The sequence below is a fragment of the Hydrogenovibrio sp. genome, assembly GCF_965140365.1.
Classification (GTDB): domain Bacteria; phylum Pseudomonadota; class Gammaproteobacteria; order Thiomicrospirales; family Thiomicrospiraceae; genus Hydrogenovibrio.
Window position 1 is genome coordinate 1,604,470 of sequence record NZ_OZ223196.1, and the last position, 25,938, is coordinate 1,630,407.

Annotated in this window: 15 protein-coding genes, 2 tRNA genes and 3 rRNA genes; 6 read left to right on the forward strand and 14 right to left on the reverse strand. The window is 46.3% G+C overall.

From position 1 onward, the window contains the following. Positions 1–15: 15 nt before the first annotated feature. Positions 16–837, reverse strand: a complete 822-nt coding sequence (locus tag AC0KH7_RS07765; RefSeq protein WP_472372266.1) for a methyltransferase domain-containing protein — start codon at positions 835–837, stop codon at positions 16–18. A gap of 145 nt (positions 838–982) precedes the next feature. On the opposite strand from AC0KH7_RS07765, the gene AC0KH7_RS07770 reads away from it, so the two are divergent. Next, positions 983–1,321: a P-II family nitrogen regulator gene (locus AC0KH7_RS07770; protein WP_011370920.1), complete on the forward strand. Its 339-nt coding sequence runs from the start codon at positions 983–985 to the stop codon at positions 1,319–1,321. 52 nt (positions 1,322–1,373) lie between these two features. Continuing rightward, positions 1,374–2,618: an ammonium transporter gene (locus tag AC0KH7_RS07775; RefSeq protein ID WP_472372268.1), complete on the forward strand. Its 1,245-nt coding sequence runs from the start codon at positions 1,374–1,376 to the stop codon at positions 2,616–2,618. Between the two features lie 67 nt (positions 2,619–2,685). On the opposite strand, the gene AC0KH7_RS07780 is transcribed toward AC0KH7_RS07775, so the two are convergent. Continuing rightward, a complete protein-coding gene (locus AC0KH7_RS07780; RefSeq protein WP_472372270.1) occupies positions 2,686–3,114 on the reverse strand; it encodes a hypothetical protein in 429 nt (142 codons plus the stop codon). Between the two features lie 113 nt (positions 3,115–3,227). Between AC0KH7_RS07780 and AC0KH7_RS07785 the strand changes: the two genes are divergently transcribed. The 3 genes from AC0KH7_RS07785 to AC0KH7_RS07795 all read left to right on the forward strand — a co-directional run bounded on the left by AC0KH7_RS07785 (position 3,228) and on the right by AC0KH7_RS07795 (position 7,748). Next, positions 3,228–4,025 (forward strand): flagellin N-terminal helical domain-containing protein, encoded by a 798-nt coding sequence (locus AC0KH7_RS07785; RefSeq protein WP_472372272.1) that lies wholly within the window; start codon positions 3,228–3,230, stop codon positions 4,023–4,025. Between the two features lie 251 nt (positions 4,026–4,276). After that, a complete protein-coding gene (locus AC0KH7_RS07790; protein ID WP_472372274.1) occupies positions 4,277–7,051 on the forward strand; it encodes a valine--tRNA ligase in 2,775 nt (924 codons plus the stop codon). After that, positions 7,029–7,748: a TIGR04211 family SH3 domain-containing protein gene (locus AC0KH7_RS07795; RefSeq protein WP_472372276.1), complete on the forward strand. Its 720-nt coding sequence runs from the start codon at positions 7,029–7,031 to the stop codon at positions 7,746–7,748. The genes AC0KH7_RS07790 and AC0KH7_RS07795 overlap by 23 nt, the downstream gene beginning before the upstream one ends. A 364-nt stretch (positions 7,749–8,112) precedes the next feature. Here the strand turns inward: AC0KH7_RS07795 and rrf are convergent. The 8 genes from rrf to AC0KH7_RS07835 all read right to left on the reverse strand — a co-directional run bounded on the left by rrf (position 8,113) and on the right by AC0KH7_RS07835 (position 20,026). Then, positions 8,113–8,227 (reverse strand): 5S ribosomal RNA (rrf, locus tag AC0KH7_RS07800). Positions 8,228–8,421: 194 nt separating this feature from the next. Beyond that, positions 8,422–11,277: ribosomal RNA gene (locus AC0KH7_RS07805) — 23S ribosomal RNA — on the reverse strand. Between the two features lie 432 nt (positions 11,278–11,709). Beyond that, positions 11,710–11,785, reverse strand: a tRNA-Ala gene (locus tag AC0KH7_RS07810). Between the two features lie 245 nt (positions 11,786–12,030). Next, positions 12,031–12,107: transfer RNA gene (locus tag AC0KH7_RS07815), tRNA-Ile, on the reverse strand. 78 nt (positions 12,108–12,185) lie between these two features. After that, positions 12,186–13,729, reverse strand: a 16S ribosomal RNA gene (locus AC0KH7_RS07820). The 16S, 23S and 5S rRNA genes sit together here with 2 tRNA genes alongside, the layout of an rRNA operon. 419 nt (positions 13,730–14,148) lie before the next feature. Further along, on the reverse strand, positions 14,149–17,973 hold the full coding sequence (locus AC0KH7_RS07825) for a YhdP family phospholipid transporter (protein ID WP_472372278.1): 3,825 nt from the start codon (positions 17,971–17,973) through the stop codon (positions 14,149–14,151). Next, positions 17,973–19,445, reverse strand: coding sequence for a ribonuclease G (gene rng, locus AC0KH7_RS07830; RefSeq protein WP_472372280.1), 1,473 nt, complete (start codon positions 19,443–19,445; stop codon positions 17,973–17,975). The genes AC0KH7_RS07825 and rng overlap by 1 nt, the downstream gene beginning before the upstream one ends. Positions 19,446–19,447: 2 nt before the next feature. Further along, the gene (locus AC0KH7_RS07835; RefSeq protein WP_472372282.1) at positions 19,448–20,026 is read right to left on the reverse strand and encodes a Maf family protein; all 579 of its coding nucleotides are present in this window, start codon (positions 20,024–20,026) and stop codon (positions 19,448–19,450) included. Positions 20,027–20,140: 114 nt separating this feature from the next. On the opposite strand from AC0KH7_RS07835, the gene AC0KH7_RS07840 reads away from it, so the two are divergent. After that, positions 20,141–20,539 (forward strand): hypothetical protein, encoded by a 399-nt coding sequence (locus AC0KH7_RS07840; protein WP_472372284.1) that lies wholly within the window; start codon positions 20,141–20,143, stop codon positions 20,537–20,539. A gap of 24 nt (positions 20,540–20,563) precedes the next feature. Here AC0KH7_RS07840 and AC0KH7_RS07845 read toward each other — a convergent pair whose 3' ends face one another. From AC0KH7_RS07845 to AC0KH7_RS07860, 4 genes are read right to left on the reverse strand one after another with little or no spacing between them, the layout of a single operon-like run. Further along, a complete protein-coding gene (locus AC0KH7_RS07845; protein ID WP_472372285.1) occupies positions 20,564–21,574 on the reverse strand; it encodes an NAD-dependent epimerase in 1,011 nt (336 codons plus the stop codon). Then, the gene (locus tag AC0KH7_RS07850; protein ID WP_472372287.1) at positions 21,574–22,746 is read right to left on the reverse strand and encodes a nucleotide sugar dehydrogenase; all 1,173 of its coding nucleotides are present in this window, start codon (positions 22,744–22,746) and stop codon (positions 21,574–21,576) included. Before AC0KH7_RS07850 ends, AC0KH7_RS07845 begins: the two co-directional genes overlap by 1 nt. Before the next feature lie 33 nt (positions 22,747–22,779). Beyond that, on the reverse strand, positions 22,780–24,111 hold the full coding sequence (locus tag AC0KH7_RS07855; RefSeq protein WP_472372289.1) for an O-antigen ligase family protein: 1,332 nt from the start codon (positions 24,109–24,111) through the stop codon (positions 22,780–22,782). Continuing rightward, a complete protein-coding gene (locus AC0KH7_RS07860; protein WP_472372291.1) occupies positions 24,095–25,906 on the reverse strand; it encodes a carbamoyltransferase N-terminal domain-containing protein in 1,812 nt (603 codons plus the stop codon). Before AC0KH7_RS07860 ends, AC0KH7_RS07855 begins: the two co-directional genes overlap by 17 nt. Positions 25,907–25,938: the final 32 nt, after the last annotated feature.

Genomic DNA, 25,938 nt, shown 5'->3' on the forward strand with positions numbered 1-25,938 from the left:
CAGGCCTGGCTAAAATCATGATTCGGCTTTGGCTTCAGGGGGTGTTTTAAAATCTTTCAAATAATAAACATATAATTGCGTTTCGCGTCGATCCGACAAAGCCCAAACCTCACTGGGCTCGACATCCGGCACGGCAAAACTGTTGGATACGAACACCGCATCCTCGCGCATTTCTTCGCGTACTTTTTGCCACAACTTCGGCATGGGTTCCGGGGATAAAAACGCATAGACCACATCGTAATAATCCAACTGTGTTTTCCATAAATCCATGGCAAAGACGTCACCGCCTCTCAATAACGAATAGAACTTAGCAATCAGGTAAGGAATCGGGGCCGTTTCTACCCCATCGGAACGTTCGACATTGACTTGTTGGGCCATGAAAACCACGTTCCCGCCCAAGCCGCACCCCAAGTCCAGAAAACGCACCGACTTGCGGCGTTTGATTAACCGTTTCAGTGCATTACGCGTGGTGGCGTTGGTCAAATACAGCGGAACGCGCTCTTTGATAGCGTTGAAAAACACCAGCCAAAGCACCAGAAACACACCCAATGCCCATATGGGATTAATCGCATAATGCACGCCAAGATACAAGCCAACCGGCAAACCGAATTGAATAATACGCCACCAGCACGGCAGCCCCATCCGGCAGCTTAAAAAGGCGGCTAACACGCCTTGCGCAATGACCAAAGCCCACAAAGGGTAAGGCGGCGCGACCACCCACGGCAACCACCAGACAAGCCCTGCCAGCACAATCAACGCCACGATTTGCGCCAATAAGGCAATGACAATCTTAGGAAATTTCCCCAGTGTTTTTTTGATTGCACCAACTTGTTTCAAAACAGCACCACAAAAAATTTTTTATTTTTCAAAAAAAACGCAAAAATTGACGTAACCCTATGTTTTAAAAAAATAATTCAAAACTGGCATAAGCGACGCTTTAAAAAGCTTGAACATTCTTTAATAACAAAATACAGAGGTTAGTATGAAACTTGTAGTCGCAATTATCAAACCTTTTAAGCTTGATGATGTTCGTGAATCCTTGCACGAAATCGATGTGCATGGCATGACCGTCACTGAAGCGAAAGGTTTCGGCCGTCAGAAAGGCCACACAGAAATTTATCGTGGCGCTGAATACGCGATCGAATTCCTACCAAAAGTGCGCATTGAAATTGCGGTACCAGAGGAGAAAGTGGAAAGCGTAATCGAAGCCATCGGCAACGCAGCAAGAACGGGCAAAATCGGTGACGGTAAGATCTTTGTCAGCCCGATCGAACAAGCTGTTCGTATCAGAACCGAAGAAAAAGGTGAAGTAGCGCTTTAAGCAGAGGCTACCCTTTACAAGTCTTGATATTTAACGGTAAGGAACTCATGTTATGGAACAAGTATTAGAACTCGGCTATGCATTGGATACGTTTTATTTTCTAATGTCTGGCGCTTTGGTCATGTGGATGGCCGCCGGTTTTGCCATGCTGGAAGCAGGCTTGGTCAGAACCAAAAACACAACGGAAATTTTAGCTAAGAACGTCGGGCTGTTTGCCATCGCCTGTATCATGTATATGTTTGTGGGTTACAACATCATGTACGGCGATGCCATCAGCTCGATCGTCCCTGGTCTAAGCTTCTTCATCGGTGGTGATAACGCGACTGCAGCGGTTGTTGCAGGTGGCGATGACGCACCTTACTACTCAAACATGTCTGACTTCTTCTTCCAAGTCGTATTCGTTGCAACGGCCATGTCGGTTGTTTCGGGTGCGGTGGCGGAACGTATGAAGTTGATGTCTTTCTTCGTTTTCGCCATCATCTTCACGGGTGTCATCTATCCGGTTGAAGGTTACTGGAAATGGGGCGGCGGCTTCCTAGACGGTCTTGGCTTCCTAGACTTCGCTGGTTCCGGCATCGTTCACATGGCCGGTGCGGCGGCAGCACTTGCAGGTGTCCTACTACTGGGTGCCCGTAAAGGTAAATACGGCCCTGACGGCGAATCTCGCGCTATCCCAGGTGCAAACCTTCCGCTTGCGACTTTAGGGACATTTATCCTATGGTTAGGTTGGTTCGGGTTTAACGGCGGTTCTGAGCTTAAAATCTCGAACGTTGACGAGGCAAATGCGGTTGCAATGATCTTTGTTAACACGCTGCTAGCCGCTGCTGGTGGTGTTGTCGGTGCCCTATTGATGTCTAAGATCAAGTTCGGTAAAGCGGATTTGACGATGATGTTGAACGGTGCTTTGGCTGGTTTGGTTGCGATTACAGCCGAACCACTCACGCCAACAGCCTTGTCCGCGACACTGATTGGTGTTGTGGCCGGTATCATCGTGGTCTTCTCAATCATCATCTTGGATACGAAGTTCAAGATCGACGATCCAGTTGGTGCCATCTCGGTTCACGGTGTCGTCGGGATCTTTGGTTTGATCGCGGTCACCTTCACAAATCCGGATGCGAGCTTGGTCGCTCAGTTGATCGGTGCCGGTGTTATTTTTGCCTGGGTCTTCATCACAAGCTTGATCGTGTGGGGCATCATCAAAGCGGTCATGGGCATTCGAATCTCTGAAGAAGATGAATTCGAAGGTGCAGACCAATCTGAATGTGGCATGGAAGCTTACCCAGAGTTTACAAAGTAAGCCTTCTTTCACGAAAATAAAAAACCGCCAGGCCTGGCGGTTTTTTTATATTCCCAATCTTTGCTCTTTAAAGCGTCCGAAGTTTATACAACCACTGCATCAAACGCATTTTCAGCGTCGGCTTCGTTTTGAGCGGATGTTTGAACTTCAATACCATCGCCTGCGCATCCGGGTTATGTAACGGATGAAAGTACCATTTGCGAATATCCTCTTCCTCCATACCCGAATCCAGCGCAATCAACTGCCAAGGCAAAAAAGCGCCCTCTTCCTGACTGACCGGCCCGGTTGGTCCAATCTCCAACAAAATTTTCGACTCCAACATCACGGTCTGCGTTTGCCCGGATTCCATCCAGATTCGAACCACTTCGCCCTCCTGCAACAAAGTGCCATAGGGCAGAAACAGATAACGCGCATTTAAATTGGTCACCGGGTTATCGGTTAACGGCGGGCCGTCCGGAAATTGAAACTGGCAGAAATTAGCGGGGCAACATGACATCGATAGGTTCACTTTCAAACGAAATAAAAAAGCGTATAATAAATAACAGCTTAAGGAAATAGCAAGTCTTAAAAACAGAAACCTTACTCACGCACTGTAAGGAGGAGCATATCATGGCCATTGACTCCCTAAACGCCACCGACTCTTACGCAACGTATCTAGACAACCGCTCCACGTCCGTCGGCCAAAGTGCGGCATCCGGTTCTCGCATTAACAACAGCGCCGATGATGCGGCCGGTCAAGCGATTGTTTCGGCTTTAACAGCACAAATTGACGGTCAAGATATGGCGATTAAAAACGCCAACACCGGCATCAACCTAATTCAAACCGCCGATGCCGCCAGCCAATCGATTACCGAACAACTGCAATATTTGAACGATTTGAGTGTACAAGCTCAAAACGGTACCTATTCCGCCAGCCAACGGGATATGTTAAACCAGGCCTTCCAACAAGGCATGGAAGGCCTGAATCAAATCGCCGAATCCACTTCGTTCAATGGCATCAGCTTACTCAATGCAGACACCAGTACGGTAGACATCGCTTTGGACACAAACAGCCGTTCAACCATTGATCTACCCAACTTAACGATTGATGCTCTGGGCCTGACGGGTTCCAACCTGACCACCCCGGACCAAGCCGCAGCGACACAAGCGCTCCTAACGGAAGCGCTGGGCTTAACAACCGATAGCCAAGCGCAATTTGGCGCACAGCAAAACGGTTTAACCGCTGCCGTGGACACCATTGCCAACCAAAACCTGAATGCCATGGCCTCGCGCAGCCAAATCAATGATGCCGACATGGCGCAGGTTTACGCCGAACAAAACCGCCAACAAGTGCTAAACAATGCCGGGGTGGCGATGCAAGCCCAGAACAACCAAAGCTATGAAAGTGTCTTGGCCTTGCTTGGCTAAATCAATCACTCAAACGGCCAGGCCTGGCCGTTTGAGTGATTGATACTCTGAATCCAAATACGGTGCCGTTGAATACACGCCTATCCATTCAAATCGTTTTTTCTCTCATAAAAGCCCCATTTGATTTGCTATAATCCCATGAATTTCATAATTTAAATACTCAGGGCATTCCGACACGCGTTCCAGGTAAAAGAACCCCGGAATTCCCTCCACGTAAACCCGATTAAAGACCGAGAAGACACAAACCAAACATGGAAAAGCATTTCGACCCTAAATCTATTGAAACAAAGTGGTATCAAACTTGGGAAAAGAGCGGTTACTTTAAACCGCAGACCAGCACGTCCGGCGACACTTACAGTATTATGATTCCCCCACCGAACGTGACAGGCAGCCTGCACATGGGCCATGCTTTTCAAGACACCATTATGGACACCCTGACCCGCTATCACCGCATGAAGGGCGATGAAACCTTGTGGCAACCCGGTACAGACCACGCCGGTATCGCCACCCAAATGGTCGTCGAACGCCAATTGACCGCAAAAGGGTTGAGTCGGCATGATTTAGGACGAGAAGCCTTCACCCAAAAAATTTGGGAATGGAAAGCCGAATCCGGTGGCACCATCACACAGCAGCTTCGTCGCTTGGGCGCTTCACCGGACTGGAGCCGTGAGCGCTTTACCATGGACGACGGTCTATCCGATGCGGTGAGAGAAGTCTTTGTTCAGTTACACAGTGAAGGACTGATTTATCGCGGGAAACGCTTGGTCAACTGGGACCCGGTTCTCCATACCGCCGTATCCGACTTGGAAGTCTTGTCCGAAGAAGAAATGGGCAGCCTGTGGCATATGCGTTACCCATTAACCGACGGCTCCGGGCACCTGATTGTCGCCACCACCCGTCCGGAAACCCTGTTCGGTGACCAAGCCGTCGCGGTTCACCCAGAAGACGAACGTTATCAGAGCCTGATTGGTAAAACCATCACCTTGCCGTTAGTCGGGCGTGAAATTCCGATTATCGCGGACGATTATGTCGATATGGAATTTGGAACCGGTTGTGTCAAAATCACCCCGGCACACGACTTCAATGACTACGAAATGGGCAAACGCCACGATTTACCGATGCTGAATGTCATGACGGTCGATGCCGCCATGAATGAAGAAGTGCCTGAAAAATACCAAGGCCTGGATCGATACGACGCCCGTAAACAAGTCGTCGCCGACCTGGAAGCGGCCGATTTAATGGAAAAAATCGAACCGCATAAGTTAATGGTGCCGCGCGGAGACCGTTCGCACGCTGTCATCGAACCCTTCCTAACCGACCAATGGTATGTCGCCGTTCAGGAACTGGCCAAACCTGCGATTGACGCCGTCAAAAATGGCGATATCGAATTCGTTCCAAAGAACTGGGAAAATACCTATTTCGAATGGATGAACAATCTGCAGGACTGGTGTATTTCTCGCCAAATTTGGTGGGGGCATCGCATCCCGGCCTGGTATGACGACAAAGGCCAAGTCTATGTGGCGCGCAGCGAAGAAGAGGCGCGCGAAAAATACCAAATCGCCTCCGGGGTCACGTTACACCAAGACGAGGATGTACTCGATACCTGGTTCAGCTCGGCCTTATGGACCTTCTCCACACTCGGTTGGCCGGCGAAAACACCTGAACTGGAAAAGTTCCACCCCACCTCCGTTTTGGTCACCGGGTTCGACATCATTTTCTTCTGGGTGGCCCGCATGATTATGATGACCCTGAAGTTCACCGGACAGGTGCCATTCAAACAGGTTTATGTCCACGGCTTGGTTCGTGACGGCGAAGGCCAGAAAATGTCAAAATCCAAAGGCAATGTTCTGGACCCGATTGATCTGATTGACGGCATTGATCTGGAAAGCCTTGTCGCCAAACGGACCACCGGCATGATGCAACCGGAAAAAGCCGCCAAAATTGAAAAAACTACCCGCAAACAATTTGCCGACGGCATCGAATCCTACGGAACGGATGCTCTGCGTTTTACCTTCGCCTCACTGGCTTCGACCGGTCGAGATATTCGCTTTGATTTGAATCGCTGCGAAGGCTATCGAAACTTCTGTAACAAACTGTGGAATGCGACACGTTACGTATTAATGAACACCGAAGGCCAAGATACCGGCCTAGACGATACCCAAGAAATAGAACTGTCGTTAGCCGACAAATGGATTGTATCCAAACTGCAAAAAGTAGAAGCCGACGTGGCGAAAAGCTTTTCACAGTACCGCTTTGACTTGGCCGCCAGCACACTTTATGAATTCACTTGGAACGAATACTGCGACTGGTACCTGGAACTTTCCAAGCCAATCATCAACTCAAGCACCGCCACCGACGCTCAAAAACGCGGTACACGGCGCACATTAGTACGCGTTTTGGAAACCATCCTAAGGTTGCTACACCCAATCACCCCATACATTACCGAAGAAGCTTGGCAAACGGTCGCCCCGCTTGCCGGCAAAAAAGGCGATACCATTATGTTGCAGCCCTATCCGGCTAGCAATGAAGCCTTAGAAGACGAGCTTTCCGAAAAAGAATTGGAATGGGTTAAACACGTCATCATGGGCGTTCGAAAAATCCGTTCCGAAATGGATATCGCGCCAAGCAAAAAACTTGCAATTATGCTCAGCAACTTATCGGAACAGGATACAACCTGGCTAAACCAAAACCGCGTTTTCTTACAAACACTCGCCAAGCTCGAAGACATTACCTTGTTGGAGAATGAGGATGCCGCACCGGAATCGGCGGTCGCCCTTGTCGGCGAAATGAAAATTCTGATCCCTATGGCCGGTTTAATTGATAAAGAAGCGGAAATGGCTCGTCTTGATAAGGAAATATCTCGACTGGAAGGCGAAGTAAAACGTTTCAGCGGAAAGCTTTCAAATGAGAGTTTCGTATCCAAAGCCCCCGCGGCCGTAGTTGAAAAAGAGAAACAAAAACTGCAAGATACTGAAATAGCATTGAAAAACTTAAAGGATCAACATGCAAAAATCAGCCAAATCTAATTTCAAACTCCTGCCACTTATCTTGGCTTCAAGCTTGTCGGTACCACTGTTTTTCAGCCCGAATGCACAAGCCGAGCTGCAAACAGGTTACACACATTACGTAACTGACTCTGTTGAAATCCCGCTCCGCAGTCGCCCAGGATACAAATATAAAATCCTGAGAATGGTTCGCTCTGGGTCGCCTGTTACCATCCTGGAAGTGAATGAGGATGGCTGGGCAAAATTGCTTTACAAATATAACGGTAAAGAAACGGAAGGTTGGATGCCGTCCAGCGTTCTACAAAGCCAACCTATTGCCAAAATGCAATTGCAGGAAAAAGAGAAAAAAATTGCTCGCATTGAAAAGCAGCTCAACCAGCTCAACCTCGAAAAAGAAACACTTCAAAACCGATTCGTTGATACCGACAATGAACTGAAAGAAGTTAAACAGCAGAACTTCGAGCTAAACAAACAACTGGAAGAGATTGAAGCGATTTCCGGTCAATCCATCAAGCTCAACGAAGAAAATCAGCGCATGGTTCAGGAAATCGACCAATTAAACAATGAGAATGCCATTATGAAAGAGCAAATCGATCAGGCGGAAGACGTGGTTCAACGTCAATGGTTCTTGACCGGTGGCGGCGTTCTCTTACTGGGCTTATTACTTGGCCGTTTTTTCCGTATGCCAAATCGAAAAAACAAGTGGAATACCCTATAAACCGGGCTTTTAAACAATTCGCCAAATAAAAAAACCGCCAGGCCTGGCGGTTTTTTTATATTGATATTGTCACACTCTCACCTTGCTAAGCACCCGCGCTTACCCACGCGAGGCAAACTTTCCTTACCTTCAAGCCCCAACCAAACCGTCTCAGAGAGCCCTTACAAAGATGAAAGGCACCCACCTATAACACGTCTACTATGGCAAATCTTGGTGGCTTTAAACTCCACTTAAAACTCATACACTAACCCGAAACAATCAAAATATAGCAGAATGGAGAAGCCTGAACCAGAGAGCATTGATAAATGTTAAAAATTCCAGGCAAAAAAAAACCCATCATAAAGATGGGTTTTCAGGAATATAAGCTTGGGGATGACCTACTCTCACATGGGACCTCCCACACTACCATCGGCGCTAAGACGTTTCACTTCTGAGTTCGGAAAGGGATCAGGTGGTTCCATCTCGCTATGGTCCCCAAGCAATCGGGTTATGTAAGCTGTTCTTTCAAACAACTCACTGAATTTGGAAAAATCTCTTAAGCGTGCAGTTATTTAGTTGCTTAGCACTTTAGTAAGCGCCGTCACAATGTTCTTAAAGCGTTCTTTATCTACTCAAGCTCAAACATGTCTTTGCGTCACTTTCAGTCATGACTTCAAAGTTACTTTTGAGTTGTATAGTTAAGCCTCACGGGTAATTAGTACTGGTTAGCTTCATCCATTACTGAACTTCCACACCCAGCCTATCAACGTCATAGTCTTTAACGGCCCTTCAGAAGACTTAAAGTCTAGGGAGAACTTATCTCGAGGCAGGTTTCCCACTTAGATGCTTTCAGCGGTTATCCTTTCCGAACATAGCTACCCGGCAATGCCACTGGCGTGACAACCGGAACACCAGAGGTTCGTCCACTCCGGTCCTCTCGTACTAGGAGCAGCCCCTCTCAATTCTCCAACGCCCACGGCAGATAGGGACCGAACTGTCTCACGACGTTCTAAACCCAGCTCGCGTACCACTTTAAATGGCGAACAGCCATACCCTTGGGACCGACTTCAGCCCCAGGATGTGATGAGCCGACATCGAGGTGCCAAACACCGCCGTCGATATGAACTCTTGGGCGGTATCAGCCTGTTATCCCCGGAGTACCTTTTATCCGTTGAGCGATGGCCCTTCCACACAGAACCACCGGATCACTAGAACCTGCTTTCGCACCTGCTCGACGTGTCTGTCTCGCAGTCAATCACCCTTTTACTCTTGCGCTCATTGCACGATGTCCGACCGTGCTGAGGGTAACTTCGCGCTCCTCCGTTACACTTTAGGAGGAGACCGCCCCAGTCAAACTACCCACCATACACTGTCCCTGAGCAGGATTCACTGCCCTAGGTTAGAACCTCAATAATATCAGGGTGGTATTTCAAGGATGGCTCCACAATGACTGGCGTCACTGCTTCAAAGCCTCCCACCTATCCTACACAGATAGTATCAAAGTCCAGTGCAAAGCTGTAGTAAAGGTTCACGGGGTCTTTCCGTCTAGCCGCGGGTACGCAGCATCTTAACTGCGAGTTCAATTTCGCTGAGTCTCGGGTGGAGACAGTGTGGCCATCATTACGCCATTCGTGCAGGTCGGAACTTACCCGACAAGGAATTTCGCTACCTTAGGACCGTTATAGTTACGGCCGCCGTTTACCGGGGCTTCGATCAAGAGCTTCGCCTAAGCTAACCCCATCAATTAACCTTCCGGCACCGGGCAGGCGTCACACCGTATACGTCATCTTTCGATTTTGCACAGTGCTATGTTTTTAGTAAACAGTTGCAGCCACCTGGTCTCTGCAACCCCCAATAGCTTACGCAGTAAATGCTTCACCATCAGGGGCACACCTTCTCCCGAAGTTACGGTGTCATTTTGCCTAGTTCCTTCACCCGAGTTCTCTCAAGCGCCTTGGAATTCTCATCCTGACCACCTGTGTTGGTTTGGGGTACGATTCTTTATGACCTGAAGCTTAGAAGCTTTTCTTGGAAGCATGGCATTAACCACTTCGTCCAAAAGAGGACTCGTCATCAGTTCTCAGCATTAAGATCCCGGATTTACCTAAGATCTCTGCCTACTACCTTAAACTTACAACCATCAGTAAGCTGGCCTAGCCTTCTCCGTCCCTCCATCGCAGTCATAAAAAGTGCAGGAATATTAACCTGCTTCCCATCGACTACGCCTCTCGGCCTCGTCTTAGGGGTCGACTAACCCTACGTCGATTAACGTTGCGTAGGAAACCTTGGTCTTTCGGCGAGGGAGCTTTTCACTCCCTTTATCGCTACTCATGTCAGCATTCGCACTCGTGATACCTCCAGGATACTTTACAATACCCCTTCGCAGGCTTACACGACGCTCCTCTACCATGCCTTACGGCATCCACAGCTTCGGTACACTACTTAGCCCCGTTAAATCTTCGGCGCAGGCCGACTCGATCAGTGAGCTATTACGCTTTCTTTAAAGGATGGCTGCTTCTAAGCCAACCTCCTGACTGTCTGAGCCTTCCCACATCCTTTCCCACTGAGTAGTGTTTAGGGACCTTAGCTGGTGGTCTGGGTTGTTTCCCTCTTGACTACGGACGTTAGCACCCGCAGTCTGTCTCCCATGATTGCACTTGCTGGTATTCGGAGTTTGCAATGGGCTGCTAAGCCTTGACGGCCCGCTAGACCATAACAGTGCTCTACCCCCAGCAGTGAGACATGAGGCTCTACCTAAATAGATTTCGAGGAGAACCAGCTATCTCCGGGCTTGATTAGCCTTTCACTCCGATCCACAGCTCATCCCCGCATTTTTCAACATACGTGGGTTCGGTCCTCCAGTACCTGTTACGGCACCTTCAACCTGGCCATGGATAGATCGCCCGGTTTCGGGTCTACGCCATGCTACTAATCGCCCATTTAAGACTCGGTTTCCCTACGGCTCCCTTATTCAGTTAACCTTGCAACATAACGTAAGTCGCTGACCCATTATACAAAAGGTACGCAGTCACCCCGAAGGGCTCCTACTGCTTGTACGTACACGGTTTCAGGTTCTATTTCACTCCCCTTCAGGGGTTCTTTTCGCCTTTCCCTCACGGTACTGGTTCACTATCGGTCGGTAGAGAGTATTTAGCCTTGGAGGGTGGTCCCCCCATGTTCAGACAGAATTTCACGTGTTCCGTCCTACTCGAATAACACTTAATAAGATTTCGCATACAGGACTATCACCTTGTATCGTCACACTTTCCAGAGTGTTCTGCTATCTTAATAAATGCTTTAGGGCTGGTCCCCGTTCGCTCGCCGCTACTTGGGGAATCTCGATTGATTTCTTTTCCTCCGGGTACTTAGATGTTTCAGTTCTCCGGGTTAGCCTCCCACAAGGGGATATCCATAAAGGATGGGTTTTCCCATTCGGAAATCCTCGGATCAAAGCTTGTTTACTAGCTCCCCGAGGCTTATCGCAAGTTACTACGTCCTTCGTCGCCTTCTACCGCCTAGGCATCCACCGTGTACGCTTAGTCACTTAACTATACAACTCAAAAATAACCTTGACCTTTTGTGTTGATTCATCGTTTTTTAAATTCATAAAAAACCATGTCTCAATCAAAGCCTATTTCGTTGCCATGACTAAAAGTTTTACGCTGACATGTTCTCGCTTGAGTTTGTATCATCACACTTGCGTGTGTTTGAACTCTTTAAGATACATTGTTACCTTGGCATTCAAACCGTTGGAGTGGTTTGAATGTCAATCATACAGAATATGTCGGTATTCTGTATGTTCTAACTACTTGTCGGGCGTTATTTAAAAATAACACTCAACAATTACTTAGAGATTTTTCCTAATTGTTAAAGATCTTTTTCGCTTGGCCTTTCGGCGTTTGCTTTTCAGTCTATTGTCACCAATACGACTGTGAATAACCTCTGCTTTGTCTTTTAAAGCAAAACCTATTCACAGGTGTAGTGGTGGAGCTATGCGGGATCGAACCGCAGACCTCCTGCGTGCAAGGCAGGCGCTCTCCCAGCTGAGCTATAGCCCCTTATAGCGTCGATATTTTGCCTTATACTTCGTTACTTTCGCGCATCGCTTGGTCACTTACTACTGTAAGCTCCCGGCGCTCTTTGCTCAAGTGCCTCGTCTAAGCCTAAAATCTCTTGCTCTAAGCTTGTGTTAATTAGGATTGCCTTCCCTAATAAGTTTTTAATTTTGTTCTAATCAAGGCAAATATTTGCGAAGCTTATTAACAATAAGCGAGTAAACATTTAACGCAGAGTAGGACAAAATTGGTGGGTCTGGGTGGATTTGAACCACCGACCTCACCCTTATCAGGGGTGCGCTCTAACCAACTGAGCTACAGACCCAGGTCGTTCTCGTTTTTCTCAGTAATTCAGAGACAATTTATGTGAAAGCTAGCTTAGGCTCGTGGCCGTCTTTGTCTTAAAGGAGGTGATCCAGCCCCAGCTTCCGCTAGGGCTACCTTGTTACGACTTCACCCCAGTCATGAATCACAAAGTGGTGAGCGCCCTCCCGAAGGTTAGACTACCCACTTCTTTTGCAACCCACTCCCATGGTGTGACGGGCGGTGTGTACAAGGCCCGGGAACGTATTCACCGTGACATTCTGATTCACGATTACTAGCGATTCCGACTTCACGGAGTCGAGTTGCAGACTCCGATCCGGACTACGAAGGGTTTTATGAGATTCGCGCACTGTCGCCAGTTGGCTGCTCTTTGTACCCTCCATTGTAGCACGTGTGTAGCCCATCCCATAAGGGCCATGATGACTTGACGTCGTCCCCGCCTTCCTCCGGTTTATCACCGGCAGTCTCTTTAGAGTTCTCAACTAAATGGTAGCAACTAAAGATAAGGGTTGCGCTCGTTGCGGGACTTAACCCAACATCTCACGACACGAGCTGACGACAGCCATGCAGCACCTGTCACTGCGTTCCCGAAGGCACCAATCTATCTCTAGAAAGTTCGCAGGATGTCAAGGGATGGTAAGGTTCTTCGCGTTGCATCGAATTAAACCACATGCTCCACCGCTTGTGCGGGCCCCCGTCAATTCCTTTGAGTTTTAATCTTGCGACCGTACTCCCCAGGCGGTCAACTTAGTGCGTTAGCTACGCTACTAACCTTTTTAATAAGGCCAACAGCTAGTTGACATCGTTTACGGCTTGGACTACCGGGGTATCTAATCCCGTTCGCTACCCAAGCTTTCGCACCTCAGCGTCAGTTTTAGGCCAGGAAGTCGCCTTCGCCACTGATGTTCCTCCTGATATCTACGCATTTCACTGCTACACCAGGAATTCCACTTCCCTCTCCTAAACTCTAGATTGCCAGTATCGGATGCAATTCCTAGGTTGAGCCCAGGGCTTTCACAACCGACTTAACAGTCCGCCTACGCGCGCTTTACGCCCAGTAATTCCGAATAACGCTTGCACCCTCTGTATTACCGCGGCTGCTGGCACAGAGTTAGCCGGTGCTTCTTCTAAAGTTAACGTCACAGTTAGCTGTTATTAGCAACTAACCTTTCCTCACAATTGAAAGTGCTTTACAACCCTCGGGCCTTCTTCACACACGCGGCATGGCTGCATCAAGGTTTCCCTCATTGTGCAATATTCCCCACTGCTGCCTCCCGTAGGAGTCTGGGCCGTGTCTCAGTCCCAGTGTGGCTGATCATCCTCTCAAACCAGCTATAGATCGTTGCCTTGGTAGGCCTTTACCCCACCAACTAGCTAATCTAACGCGGGCTCATCCTTTAGCGATAGCTTACAAGTAGAGGCCACCTTTACTCCGTAGAGCATATTCGGTATTAGCATACGTTTCCATATGTTGTCCCCAACTAAAGGGTAGATTCCCACGCGTTACTCACCCGTCCGCCACTCGACGCCTGAAGAGCAAGCTCTTCATCGTTTCCGTTCGACTTGCATGTGTTAGGCCTGCCGCCAGCGTTCATTCTGAGCCAGGATCAAACTCTTCAGTTTAATCTTTTTACTCGATTTTTTTGTGTGCTTGTCTGCACGTATTAAACACTCGAAATTAACAGGTACATGTTTCACATAAATGTGATTAACCATATACATAGTTGTCGAGATATTTATTTTTGGACAGCTACTTACCTAAGTAACTTCCACATAAATTATCTCTGAATTACCTGATTTTTAAAGAACTCTTGGTCTTGCTTTTCCTTAACTCAGTGCGCTGCACCCTGTCTCGGTAAGCCGCGTATTATAGGCGCTTGATTTTGTTTCCGTCAAGCTTTTTTTACGCTTTTTTTCTTTCCCGCTTCGGCCTTTATCAACTTCGTTTCCGTTGTCGTTTTGGCGTCTCCGTGAAAGAGATGCGTATTCTATAGCCTCTCCAGTTTTTTGCAATAGCTTTTTGCAGTTTTTTTGAAAAAAATTTATTCCATGTCCAAAATAGAGTTGTTTTGGCTCTTTGGAGGTGTGTCTAAATTCAACGGTTCCAAATTGAGCCCTTTGTCTTCAATCTTCGGATCTTTAAAGGTGCCAGTGACTTCATAACGATAAGTGACGAGGTCTTCATTAACAATCGGCACAAGCTTCATCAGCGCATAAGCGGCCAACCCCGCCAAAGGCGTCGCCACACCACTGATCGCGGCAATCGCCGGGAGCGTACTGCCAATAGCAGGCGTAATACGAGCCGATAAATCCAGTTCACTCTTCACCAAATCAATTGCACCGCTCACCTGTGCTTTAGCGGCTGGGGCTTTTAAATTCAATTCGGTTAAATCCAGTGTACCTTGATTAAAAGTGGCTTTTCCTTTTATATCGTCATAGGCTAAGCCGGCATCGGTTACATCTTGAATGTTCAATTTCAAGCGCCTTGCCAATGATTCAAAACTAAGTAAGCCAAGTATTCTAGCTATCCCCGGCTCGGCATCTTTAATCACCCCATCCTTGAATTCAACGTCCAAATCTCCGACTAAACGTGTTTTTGATAAGCAGGCATAACTGCCCGGCCATTGCAATTTCGCATCAAGCCAGGCGTAGTTCCCTTTAAAACCTTTTCGAACCCCTATGAAATCAACCAGAGCTTCAGCATTTTTACTTTTAATAGATGCATTTAAGAAACTTCTATTTTTTGCTTTGTCATATCGAAAAGAGCCTTTAAATGATTCCTTTAGTTGTTTTGGTTGCACGATGATATCGTTAACCAACGTTTCCGATGCACTATCCAACAATATAAAATCGGCCCGTGACAACTGACGATCATTGATTTGAATATTTTTCCCTCTAAAAATAATTTTGGTATTTTCCTGGGGCTTAATGCTTTCTTTCGGACACGGAGCTTCGACTTGTGTTTCTTCCGGTTTTTTGGGATCAACCTTCAATCTCAGCTTGTCCAGATTCACACTATAATCGTTTGGCGATGTTTGATTGATAACCATATCCATATTTGGGTTATGAATTTGCAACTCAACATAAGGCGACCCTGCAACAGACTGCCAACCGGCCGTAACGTTCTTCAAACGATAATCTAAAACGTCAACCCTTTTAAATCGAACGGCCGACGGCAACCAACGTGCTTTTTTCCGCGGTTCATCAGCTGGCGTGCTTTCTGTTGAAAACCACTCTTGTTTGATTTTCGGCCAGGCCTGCTGCCAGCCTGTCACATCCAAACGATCAAACTGCCCGTTCACTCGCCAACCGTCTTTTTTCAGAACCAGTGGCTGCTCGTTAAAAGCGATGGATAAGCGTTGTAAGACATCCTTATCCAAGGAATACAAACCGTTCATCGCCATTAACGACCCCAGAGAAGCGGAAATGGCCAATTGCCGCCCTTCTTGAACCACGAATTGCGCTTCAAGCGTTTTAGGGCGAGAGCCGCTTTCGGCCATCGCGGCTTCGCTAAGCGGCGCTGGTAAGCGACTTTGAATGGCCGTTAAATCCAAACGCATGTTAACCTTAGGAGCGGCACCATCACTAAATGGGATGCTGACATCCGCCTTCCAAGGCAAGTCGCCTTTATATAAATCCGTTTGATAATGCGCCTGGCCGGATGCCGTTATCTGAGCTTCTTTTTTATGCGTCACCACCCGAATATTCGCAGGGCCGTTTTCAAACTCGGCGGTCAGGCCTTTTGAGGCAACCGTTTTTTCAGAAAACCTTAAGGGGCCAACGACATTTTTCAGTTTCAAGCGATCAAACAGTGTTGCATTCACACCATGAAACTGAATCACGCCATCCACCGTTTCACCTTTTTTGGCATAACCGTACACTGGAATCCAAATTTTCGGCAAAGACACGGACACTCGGCCAGTCATATCCAGGTCTTCCTGCAAAAAACCGTCAATGCCAGCCATTTCCGCCACCGGAGAACTCAACAAAAAACGCTTGGCATCCACTGCGGAAGCTTCAGCATCACCGGAAATTTGAACCGCAATATTTTTCGTATTAAGGTGATTGATATCCACCACAACATTTCGAGCTTTAGCATTCTGAAGCATCGCTTTGTCCGCTGAAATTCGTAGATCGTAAGGCGTAAACTCTAAATGTGCCGTAAATTTTTCCACGGCCGGCCAATCCGGCTGAAACTTCAAAACCGTATTGTGGACGGTCCCGGTCGCTTTAAAGACTCCTTCGCCGTTTTTAAACGGAAAATCATTCAGGTTCCCTTTTACAACTAAATTGGCGGTCGCACCATCCCCCGACACCAAAGCCGTTTTGAGCCATTCTTCCAGGTCCGGCGTCATTAATTTATAAGGCAAATAGGCTTTTACAAAACTCAATTGTTTCGGCTCAATGTCGATACGGCCATCCACTTGACCGCTAAAATCGCCTTTTGCCGACACCTTTACCGGCATACCATCCAATGTAAAATTCGCATTCGGAACCGACCAGCCTTTAAAACCGCCTAAAAGTTGGAAATGAAAGCCATTTGGTAACTTCATTTGAATCAGTTCGTCATGCACCATCGACACCGTCCATGCAATGGGCTCATCCGTTTTCAACCAAATATCTTCGCCATGCTTATCAATGAATAAGTCTTTTAACGCCAGGCCAGGGATATTTTCATTTTCCGGCAATTCCAGGCTGGGAATTTGCAGGGTCAGGGATGAAAATGCAATCTTCTCCAGATCAACCTCACCCTTAACATTTTGCAGTTGCAGCGCTTCTAAATTATCGCCAAACCCTTCATAGTTCAGGTTCGCCAACAACACATTAAACAAAGGTTTGACCACTTGGAAATCGAGTTTTTGCGCTTCAAACTTTAATGTCTTGTTGTCCGTCAAACTGACAAAAATAGGCGAAACACTTTTCACGTAACGCGGCCCTAAACGAATGCGTTCAACTTCAAAGCGCCAGTTTTCCAGCGCGCCGCCTTTAAATTGATTTTCCGCCGTCCAATTCAAGGCTAAGCCCAAACTTTTCGGTAAAAGATCATCATTTTGCGGCCACGTCAAATCTTGTGCATGAGTGGTTACTTTTAATTTCGATAATTGCCCACGCCGCATTTGAAGGTTTAAATCGCCTAACAATTCGCCCGTCGGTAGCTTTTTTGACCAGGCCTGGGGCATAACTTGATACATGCTTTCCAGAATCAAAGGCGTCAGAAGATTCGCATTCATCTCCCCTTCGGTCAACCGCCCCCAACTGTCGATCACAAAATCCCCTTTCAATTGCAGACGCGACGTTTCTTGCTGTGGATTGGTTAATCCTGCAACACCACCGAATGACCACTTCAAGCCACGATACGCCTGAAACGTTTCAATCGAAAAGTGTCCACCAACGCCTTCATAAACCGGAACATCAAATGAAATATCTTTTAGAGTGATTGAGCGCCACAGCTTTGCAAACGGGATATTCAAGGCGTTCAATTGAAATGAATCATTCTGAGGCGTCAAACCACTCCGCCTATTTTCCGAGAAGTCCAATTTCAACCCGGTAACGTGTAGTTTTCGACCATAACTGACATCATAAATAAAAGGGGAAAAAATATTGAGATCCCCCTTAGCCTCTTTTAAGACAGCCGTAACAGAGGCATCATGGTAACGAAGCTCGCGCAAATCAAACCGCAAGCCCAGCCAGTTTTGCTCGATTTCAATATGCTCAACTTGAACCTTGGCATCATTGAGTTTTTCGACATAGGATAGAAAATGGTCTGGGGCGTATTGCACCCAGGAAATCAACAGCCTGACCACCAGCAAGTAAATGACAAACAAGGCCAGTAAGAAAAAAGAAAGCTGTTGAAGCCGTTTCAACATCAGGAAATCACCACATCAAACTGCTCGATAAAGTAACCACTTTCGGCCTGAAAACGAATTCCCTTATTCAGAAACGTTTCCAACTCGGCCACATTACTGGAAGCTTCATCCAAAATATAAGACACCACGGGTTCGGAAGCGATAACCCGGTAAAAGTCGGCATCAAACGACTTCGCCATGCGCGTAATTTCACGAAACACTTCAAACGCAATAGTTTCAGGTGTTTTCACGGTTCCGCGGCCGTTACAGACCGGACAAGGTTCACACAACACCCTTTCCAAACTTTCACGAGTGCGTTTGCGCGTCATTTCCACCAATCCCAAGTTGGAAATTTCGGTAATGGTCGTTTTGACCCGGTCACGAGATAGTTCGCGCTGCAAAGCGGAATACACCATCGATTTATGCTCAGCGTCGTCCATATCAATCAAATCCAGAATAATAATCCCGCCTAGATTGCGAAGCCGAAGCTGTCGTGCAATGGCTTGCGTAGCTTCCAGGTTCGTACGGTAAATGGTTTCTTCCAGATTTTTATGTCCGACAAACCCCCCGGTATTGACATCAATTGTCGTCATGGCTTCGGTTTGATCGATAATGAGATAACCGCCGGACTTCAACTCCACGCGTTTTTCCAAAGCTTGCTGAATTTCGTTTTCGATGTTATACAAATCGAAAATGGGGCGTTCGCCGGAATAAAGTCCCAGTTTGTCGGACAAGTCCATGACATAGCTTTCCGAAAATTCGACCATTTTTTTGTAGGTTTCCGACGAATCGACTCGAATTTTTTCGATGCGATCAATGGGCACATCTCGCAGAATATGCAAATACAACGGTAAGTCCTCATAAATCAAAGCTGATTTTCGAACCTTTTTGGATTTATCCTGTATCGATTTCCACAAGCGTTGCAAATACACCAAATCCGCTCGCATCTCATGAAATTCGGCCCCCTCGGCCACGGTTCGGACAATGTAACCACCTTCCGAGTCTTTTACCTCCGGAATGGCATTAATCACTTCCCGCAATCGATCACGTTCCTCCGGGTCTTCGATTTTTTGCGATACGCCAATCATTTTCTCATCCGGCATATACACCAGCATTCGAGAAGGAATCGTGACTTGCATCGTCAAACGTGCTCCTTTCGAACTGATGGGATCTTTGACGACCTGAACCATCACCTGTTGCCCGGCATGCAGGAATTTTGTAATGTCTTCACAATCTTCATCGGCTTGCTTGCCGATTGAGCGTTTACAAATATCCGATACATGCAAAAAAGCCGTTCGTTCCAACCCGATATCGACAAAAGCCGCTTGCATTCCCGGCAGCACCCGGTCGACTTTACCGATATAGATATTGCCCACCAAGCCACGGTTATTGGCCCGTTCAATCCAGACCTCCTGCAAAGCACCGTTTTCAACCCAAGCGACCCGAGTTTCGGACGGCGTGACATTCACCAATATTTTTTCTTCGTTATACATGTTTAATCCAAATAAAATTCTGATTCGGTCAACAATTGATCCAATTCGTATAAAGGCAGTCCCATTACGCTCGAATAACTGCCCTGCAACTGCGAAACAAACTTTGCACCGAGCCCTTGAATAGCGTAACCGCCGGCTTTTCCTTCCGGCTCACCGGTTTTCCAATAGACCTCGAACTCCGCGTCGGAGATGGCTCGAAATGTCACCTTACTTCGGGACAATTTCGAAAACACTTGGCCGTCGTACACCACAGCCACCGCACTTAACACTTCATGCTGTGCGCCGGATAACGCCCTCATCATTCGCTGGGCATCCATTTTATGGCGCGGCTTGCCAAAAAGCTTGCCGTCTTTCAATACCACTGTATCGCTGCCAATCACCCAAGCTTTCTTTTCCGGCACTTTATTAAAGCCGGAGAAGGCTTTCTCAATTGCCATCCGAATCACAAACGATTCCGGGCTTTCATTCGGTAAAAAGGTCTCCTCAACCGGTGCTTCAACCAGCTCAAAATCCACCCCGATTTGTTCCAACAGTTCTCGTCGCCTTGGCGAGGACGACGCCAAATACACTTTCTTACTCATAAATCTCTCGAAGCATCCAATTCTCGGCGCAACCGCGACGAAATATCGGATATGATTATCCATTAAATTACACTTATTCTAACGCTTTCGTAAGATTACTGAGGGAGTTTATCCATGGATATTATCATTACAGACCATTCGCCGGAAAACCTTGAAGATAAATTTGAAAACCACTTCCTCTATCAGAACAGCGATTATTCAATCATGTGTGAAAGTACGGAAATTCCCTGGTTGCAATTCATCCCAAACCGGCCGGTTGACCCAGCCTATGCTGGGCGACTCTATGCTGAAATGGTTGCGCTGGCGGAATATTTAAGATCGGAAGGGTTTGGCGAACACTACAACATCGCCAAAATCGGCAATAAGCTGCCCTATTACCACATTCACCTAGTGATGCGAAACCGAAACGACCAGGCCTGGCCGGAAACCATCTGGGGGCTGGATTTAACAGAAGACGTGTCGATGATTGAGCGGTTTAAAACGTGCTTGGAACAGTATTTTGCCCAAGCTTAAAAATTGACACTGAAACCCAAGCCGTCAGTCCTGGTAAAAATCACGATACCACTGCACAAACCGCGCAATCCCACCTTCAATTTCCGTCGCCGGTTTGAAACCGACATCGGCCATCAAATCCGACACATCCGCATAGGTTCTCGGCACATCGCCCGCTTGCAGCGGCAATTGGTTTTGAACGGCTTTTTGGCCCGTCGCCGTTTCAATGGCTTGGATAAAACGTTGTAAGGTAATCGGTTGATTATTGCCGATATTGTAGATTTTATAAGGGGCTTGCGCCGTGGTAATGTCTGATTGGTGCATCACCGGAATATGATCCATCACCCGCACAACGCCTTCGACAATGTCATCGATATAGGTAAAGTCCCGCTCCATTTGGCCATGGTTAAACACATCAATGGTCTCCCCGGCCAAAATCTTGCGGGTAAACGAAAAATACGCCATATCCGGACGCCCCCAAGGACCATACACAGTGAAGAAACGCAATCCAGTCGTTGGAATCCCATACAAATGGCTATACGTATGCGCCATCAATTCGTTGGATTTTTTCGTCGCGGCATAAAGAGAAATCGGAAAATCCACCCGGTCGTCGGTTGAAAATGGAATTTTGGTATTCATGCCATACACCGAACTTGAAGAGGCATACACCAGATGCGCCGTTTTTTGATGGCGACAACCTTCCAGAATATTCACAAAACCGACCAGATTGGAATCCACATAAGCATGCGGATTTTCAATTGAATAACGCACCCCCGCCTGAGCGGCCAAGTGAATCACACGATCAAAGGCTTGAGCTTCAAATAGCGCTTGAGTCTCGGCTCGGTCGGCAATATCGATTTCCACAAACTCAAAGGCCTCCAAAACCGACTGTTCGGCGCAGAAGCGCTCGATTTCCGCCAGCCGTGCACGCTTCAACCCTGGGTCATAATAATCATTCAGGTTATCCAGCCCAACGACCTCATGGCCTTTTTTCAATAAATCGAGCGTAACATAGAAACCAATAAACCCGGCCGCGCCGGTCACCAATACTTTCATCAATCCTGTCCAAATAAATCACGTGTGTAGACTTTATCACACACATCTTTAATCTCATCGGTAATACGGTTGGCCAACACGATATCCGACATGGCTTTAAACGTTTCCAAAGATGGCACTACTTGCGAATTGAAAAAGGTGTCTTCCGTCAGCACCGGTTCATAGACCACCACCTCAATCCCTTTGGCTTTGATCCGTTTCATCACGCCCTGGATGGCCGACGCGCGGAAATTATCCGAACCGGATTTCATCACCAAGCGGTAAATACCGACGACTTTCGGTTGCTTACGAATAATCGAGTCCGCGATAAAGTCTTTACGGGTCGTATTGGAGTCGACAATCGCCTTAATCAAGTTATTGGGAACTTGGTCGTAATTGGCCAATAGCTGCTTGGTATCCTTCGGCAGACAATAGCCGCCATAACCGAACGAAGGGTTATTGTAATGACTGCCAATGCGCGGGTCCAACCCCACCCCTTCAATCACCTGACGCGTACTGAGACCATGGGTTTCACAATAGGTGTCCAACTCATTAAAGTAAGCGACCCGCATCGCCAGATAGGTATTTGAAAACAGTTTCACCGCTTCCGCTTCAGTGGAATGGGTAAACAAAACCGGAATCTCTTCGGCAGGCTTAGCAGCGCCTTCGACAAGCAATTGCGCAAAGCGTTCCGCGCGCTCGGACTCTTCACCCACAATAATGCGCGATGGATATAAATTATCGTAAAGTGCTTTGCCCTCGCGCAAAAACTCTGGCGAAAACACAATTTTATCGGTATTGAATTTTTCTTTGACCGACTGGGTATAACCGACCGGAATCGTCGATTTGATAATCATCACCGCTTCAGGGTTGATTCGAACCACATCCGCAATTACGGCCTCAACCGAACGCGTATTGAATGTATTGGTGTCCGTATCATAGTCGGTAGGCGTTGCGATAATGACAAACTCCGCGTCCCGGTAGGCCTCTTCCGCATCCAGAGTCGCGGAAAAGTTAAGCTCTTTGCTCAGCAGAAACTCTTCGATCTCAGCATCGACAATCGGCGATTTTTTGTTATTAAGTAAATCGACCTTTTCTTTGACAATGTCCAACGCCACCACTTCATGATGCTGCGACAGCAACACCGCCAAAGACAACCCTACATACCCTGTACCGGCCACAGCGATTTTCATAAAAATCTTCTCATAATTTCAACAAAATGGTAATTATTTTCCATCATTCGATATTGGAGCCCTGAGCATCACAAGAAGCAAACTAGTGACGAAAAAAAAGAACAAAAATTGTTTTCTTTGATATAAAGGAACTTCTGGCATAAACGACAAAAAACTTGCAATCATAAACACAAGTCCAACAACACCTAAGGACTTACTATAATAATTTAGATTTTTTGTCTGTTGAATAAAAATAACGGATAAATACAAAAACAATAAAATTAAACTAAAAACGCCAAAAATTCCACTTTCCATCGCCGACATCAAAAACTGATTATGAATCTGTCCAAATGACAAATATTTATTCTGAATCCCAAACTGCTCAGAAAAAATGCCCTCTGTTTGCTTTTTTAATTCATTCGGAAATTCATCTGGCCCAACCCCTATCAAAGGATGCTCTTTAAATGAATTCCACCCTGCCTCGTACATCACAAAACGCTGCCCCAAGCTGGTTAATGGGCGGCCATCTATATAATCCTCTACATCCGTTATTGCTTTTACAGTTCTTTTTTCCACCAAGCTGTATAAACTGGACTGCGTCAACAAAATCACTACGGCTATTACAGTCACGGTTCCACCGAAAAGCACCCCTTTTTTTTGATTTTTCCATAGGTAAAAACTGTAAAAAATAGTCCATGCAATAATGGCTTCAGGCCAACCAATCCAAGCGGTACGGGATTGCGACAATATGGCCCCAGTCAAAGCAACTGCTAAAGCAACAAATAAAGCTAGGCCCCAAAGCCATCCTAGCCTTCTTAGCCAAAACAGCCCACCTAATAAAATTAAAAATAACGTATTTGCATAAATTCCAAAATCGATGACATAACTAGATCCAATATCTCCATAACGATGTAAAACAATAAAAGAGCTCAAGTTTTCAAACCCATTAAGAGTATAGGTTTCATAAAATAAAACCCAAACAACCCAAACCACTGAAAGAATTAAAAACTTCCACAGCTGAACAACGGAAACATTTACCTTAACCGCTAAAAAAAACCAAATCGCAAAAAATGCTAAATGGAGCAAATTCTCCACATACTGTTTCAGTCGATCTCCATAAGCCATCTCCATGACAGCATGAATTGCACTCGGAATAATATTCAAAATAAAGAAAATCAACAGAAACCATAACCATGACTTGTAAAATGGGCTGAGTGAGCGTTCTGAATTTCGATGTACCCATTTTTGATAAAAAAACAGTAGCACTAAACACACAATAGGTAATTCATGAGGAATAACGAAACTTTCACTCGCAATAAGGCTTCCCAAAAAAAAGAAACTACACCCTAAAAAAATGAACTTTAACGTATTATTTGTTTCGCTCAACTTTAAATCCTTCGATATAAAGTTCATCAATATTACAATCAATAAAATCGGTCACGGCATCGGCGGGTGAATGCACCATCGTACGCCCATGTAAGTTAAAGCTGGTATTAATAATCACGCCATAATCGGTCTGTGCTTTTACAGCTTTCAATAATCGATAATAGTTTGGATTATCTTGAGGCTCAACAAATTGCGGTCTAGCCGTTCCATCAACATGAATCGCGCTTGGCAAATCGTCCCAGAACTCTTTTCTCATCCGAAAAGCAATGGCCATATGCTTATGTTTAAAGCTGGACTCAAATAAACGTTCTCGTTCATCTTCCAAAATAGACGGGCAAAATGGCTGATAAAGAGGTCTTCTTTTAACCGTTGAGTTAATACGTTTGGTCACGTCCGATAGTCGAGGGTTCGCAACAATACTCCGGTTCCCCAGGGCCCTAGGGCCATATTCTTCACGGCCGTGAAATAGCGATACAATCTTGCCCTCTGCAATGGATCCCGCGGCTTTTTCAGGCCAATCTTCTCCGATATACTCAAAAGAGACTTCGTTCGAACGATTCGTGAGTTCTGTTTCTATTTCTTCTTTTGAATAAGAAGCGCCAAAATATGGCATATAGTAATCTTTAAGCCAAGTCACATCTTCTTGCAACTCAACTGCTTTTAAAATCGCTGCGCCGGCGGCAATCCCATCATCCCCCATCGCAGGAAATACATAAATATTTTTAAACGGCGTACGCTCATAGACGTTCAAACTCATAATAATGTTGGCTGCAACACCACCTGAAAAACAAATTTTATCTGCGCCTGTCTGCTGATGTACTTTATTTAAATAATCGACAATTACATCCTCAAGCCATGTCTGTACCGTCGCGGCAAACACCTCATCCCCTAGCTCCGCACGCTTACTTCTTAAAAATTGATCATTGGATAATTGTTTTGACGACTCGACATCCAACTTTATATTCAACCCTTCGAATGAAACCATTCCTTTCATGTAATTTAAAAAGTCTGGGTCAGCTTTGGCATAGGCGGCCAAGGCCTCCACTTTACCTTCATCACTATTCGGGATTAAATCCATCGCCGAAGTAAAATCATTATAGATAAATCCAATAGACGTCCCGTCATGCCTTCCATTTTCAATCGGATCAGACACAGAAGTCGCTAAACATTCGTATTCGTTCAGGCTATCGAAGCGATATAGCTTTGAAAAAGCATCATCACCAATACCATCAATCGTGAAAGATAAAATACCTTCTTCATTCGAGAAGGGTGAGAAAGCATAAGCTGACATCGCATGGCATAGATGATGGTCTTTATGATCAACCTGATCTGACGATACGCCGATCAAATTTTGATAATACAAATCAATTTTTGATCTGGCTTTCTTGAAATCGAAAGAAAGTTTTAACTTCTTGTATAAAAAGTGATCCCACAACCAACGACGATACTCTTTCGACCTCAAGAACAGTTTAGAAAACAGTTGCAAACCTAAAAAAGGCTTCTTTTGAATGGCAACCAACTCTTTTATATACTTAGGTTTACAGACTTGATAAAGAAAATCATACCAATACAGGTCTGAATAATATTTACGGTTATCCTGCTTTTCATAACCACTAATAACCCAATCAACCTCTTTTAAGAACGGATAGGCTTCTACTGTTTTCCGAACAGAGGCTCTGTCATGTTTAATACGGGTAATACGCTCATTTGATACCGCAAAAATTTCTTTTTTTTCGGTATCTAAATAAAAAACCGAATTATCATGCCCGTAAAATTTAGTGCCTAAAATCTTCACTTAACACATCCTTTTCTTTTGTTTTGGTTCTG

Bases quoted from the DNA above. Each gene is read 5' to 3' on its own strand.
- AC0KH7_RS07770 (WP_011370920.1), top strand. From the start codon at position 983: ATGAAACTTGTAGTCGCAATTATCAAACCTTTTAAGCTTGATGATGTT.
- AC0KH7_RS07775 (WP_472372268.1), top strand. From the start codon at position 1,374: ATGGAACAAGTATTAGAACTCGGCTATGCATTGGATACGTTTTATTTT.
- AC0KH7_RS07780 (WP_472372270.1), bottom strand. From the start codon at position 3,114: ATGTCATGTTGCCCCGCTAATTTCTGCCAGTTTCAATTTCCGGACGGC.
- AC0KH7_RS07785 (WP_472372272.1), top strand. From the start codon at position 3,228: ATGGCCATTGACTCCCTAAACGCCACCGACTCTTACGCAACGTATCTA.
- AC0KH7_RS07790 (WP_472372274.1), top strand. From the start codon at position 4,277: ATGGAAAAGCATTTCGACCCTAAATCTATTGAAACAAAGTGGTATCAA.
- AC0KH7_RS07795 (WP_472372276.1), top strand. From the start codon at position 7,029: ATGCAAAAATCAGCCAAATCTAATTTCAAACTCCTGCCACTTATCTTG.
- AC0KH7_RS07825 (WP_472372278.1), bottom strand. From the start codon at position 17,973: ATGTTGAAACGGCTTCAACAGCTTTCTTTTTTCTTACTGGCCTTGTTT.
- rng (WP_472372280.1), bottom strand. From the start codon at position 19,445: ATGTATAACGAAGAAAAAATATTGGTGAATGTCACGCCGTCCGAAACT.
- AC0KH7_RS07835 (WP_472372282.1), bottom strand. From the start codon at position 20,026: ATGAGTAAGAAAGTGTATTTGGCGTCGTCCTCGCCAAGGCGACGAGAA.
- AC0KH7_RS07840 (WP_472372284.1), top strand. From the start codon at position 20,141: ATGGATATTATCATTACAGACCATTCGCCGGAAAACCTTGAAGATAAA.
- AC0KH7_RS07845 (WP_472372285.1), bottom strand. From the start codon at position 21,574: ATGAAAGTATTGGTGACCGGCGCGGCCGGGTTTATTGGTTTCTATGTT.
- AC0KH7_RS07850 (WP_472372287.1), bottom strand. From the start codon at position 22,746: ATGAAAATCGCTGTGGCCGGTACAGGGTATGTAGGGTTGTCTTTGGCG.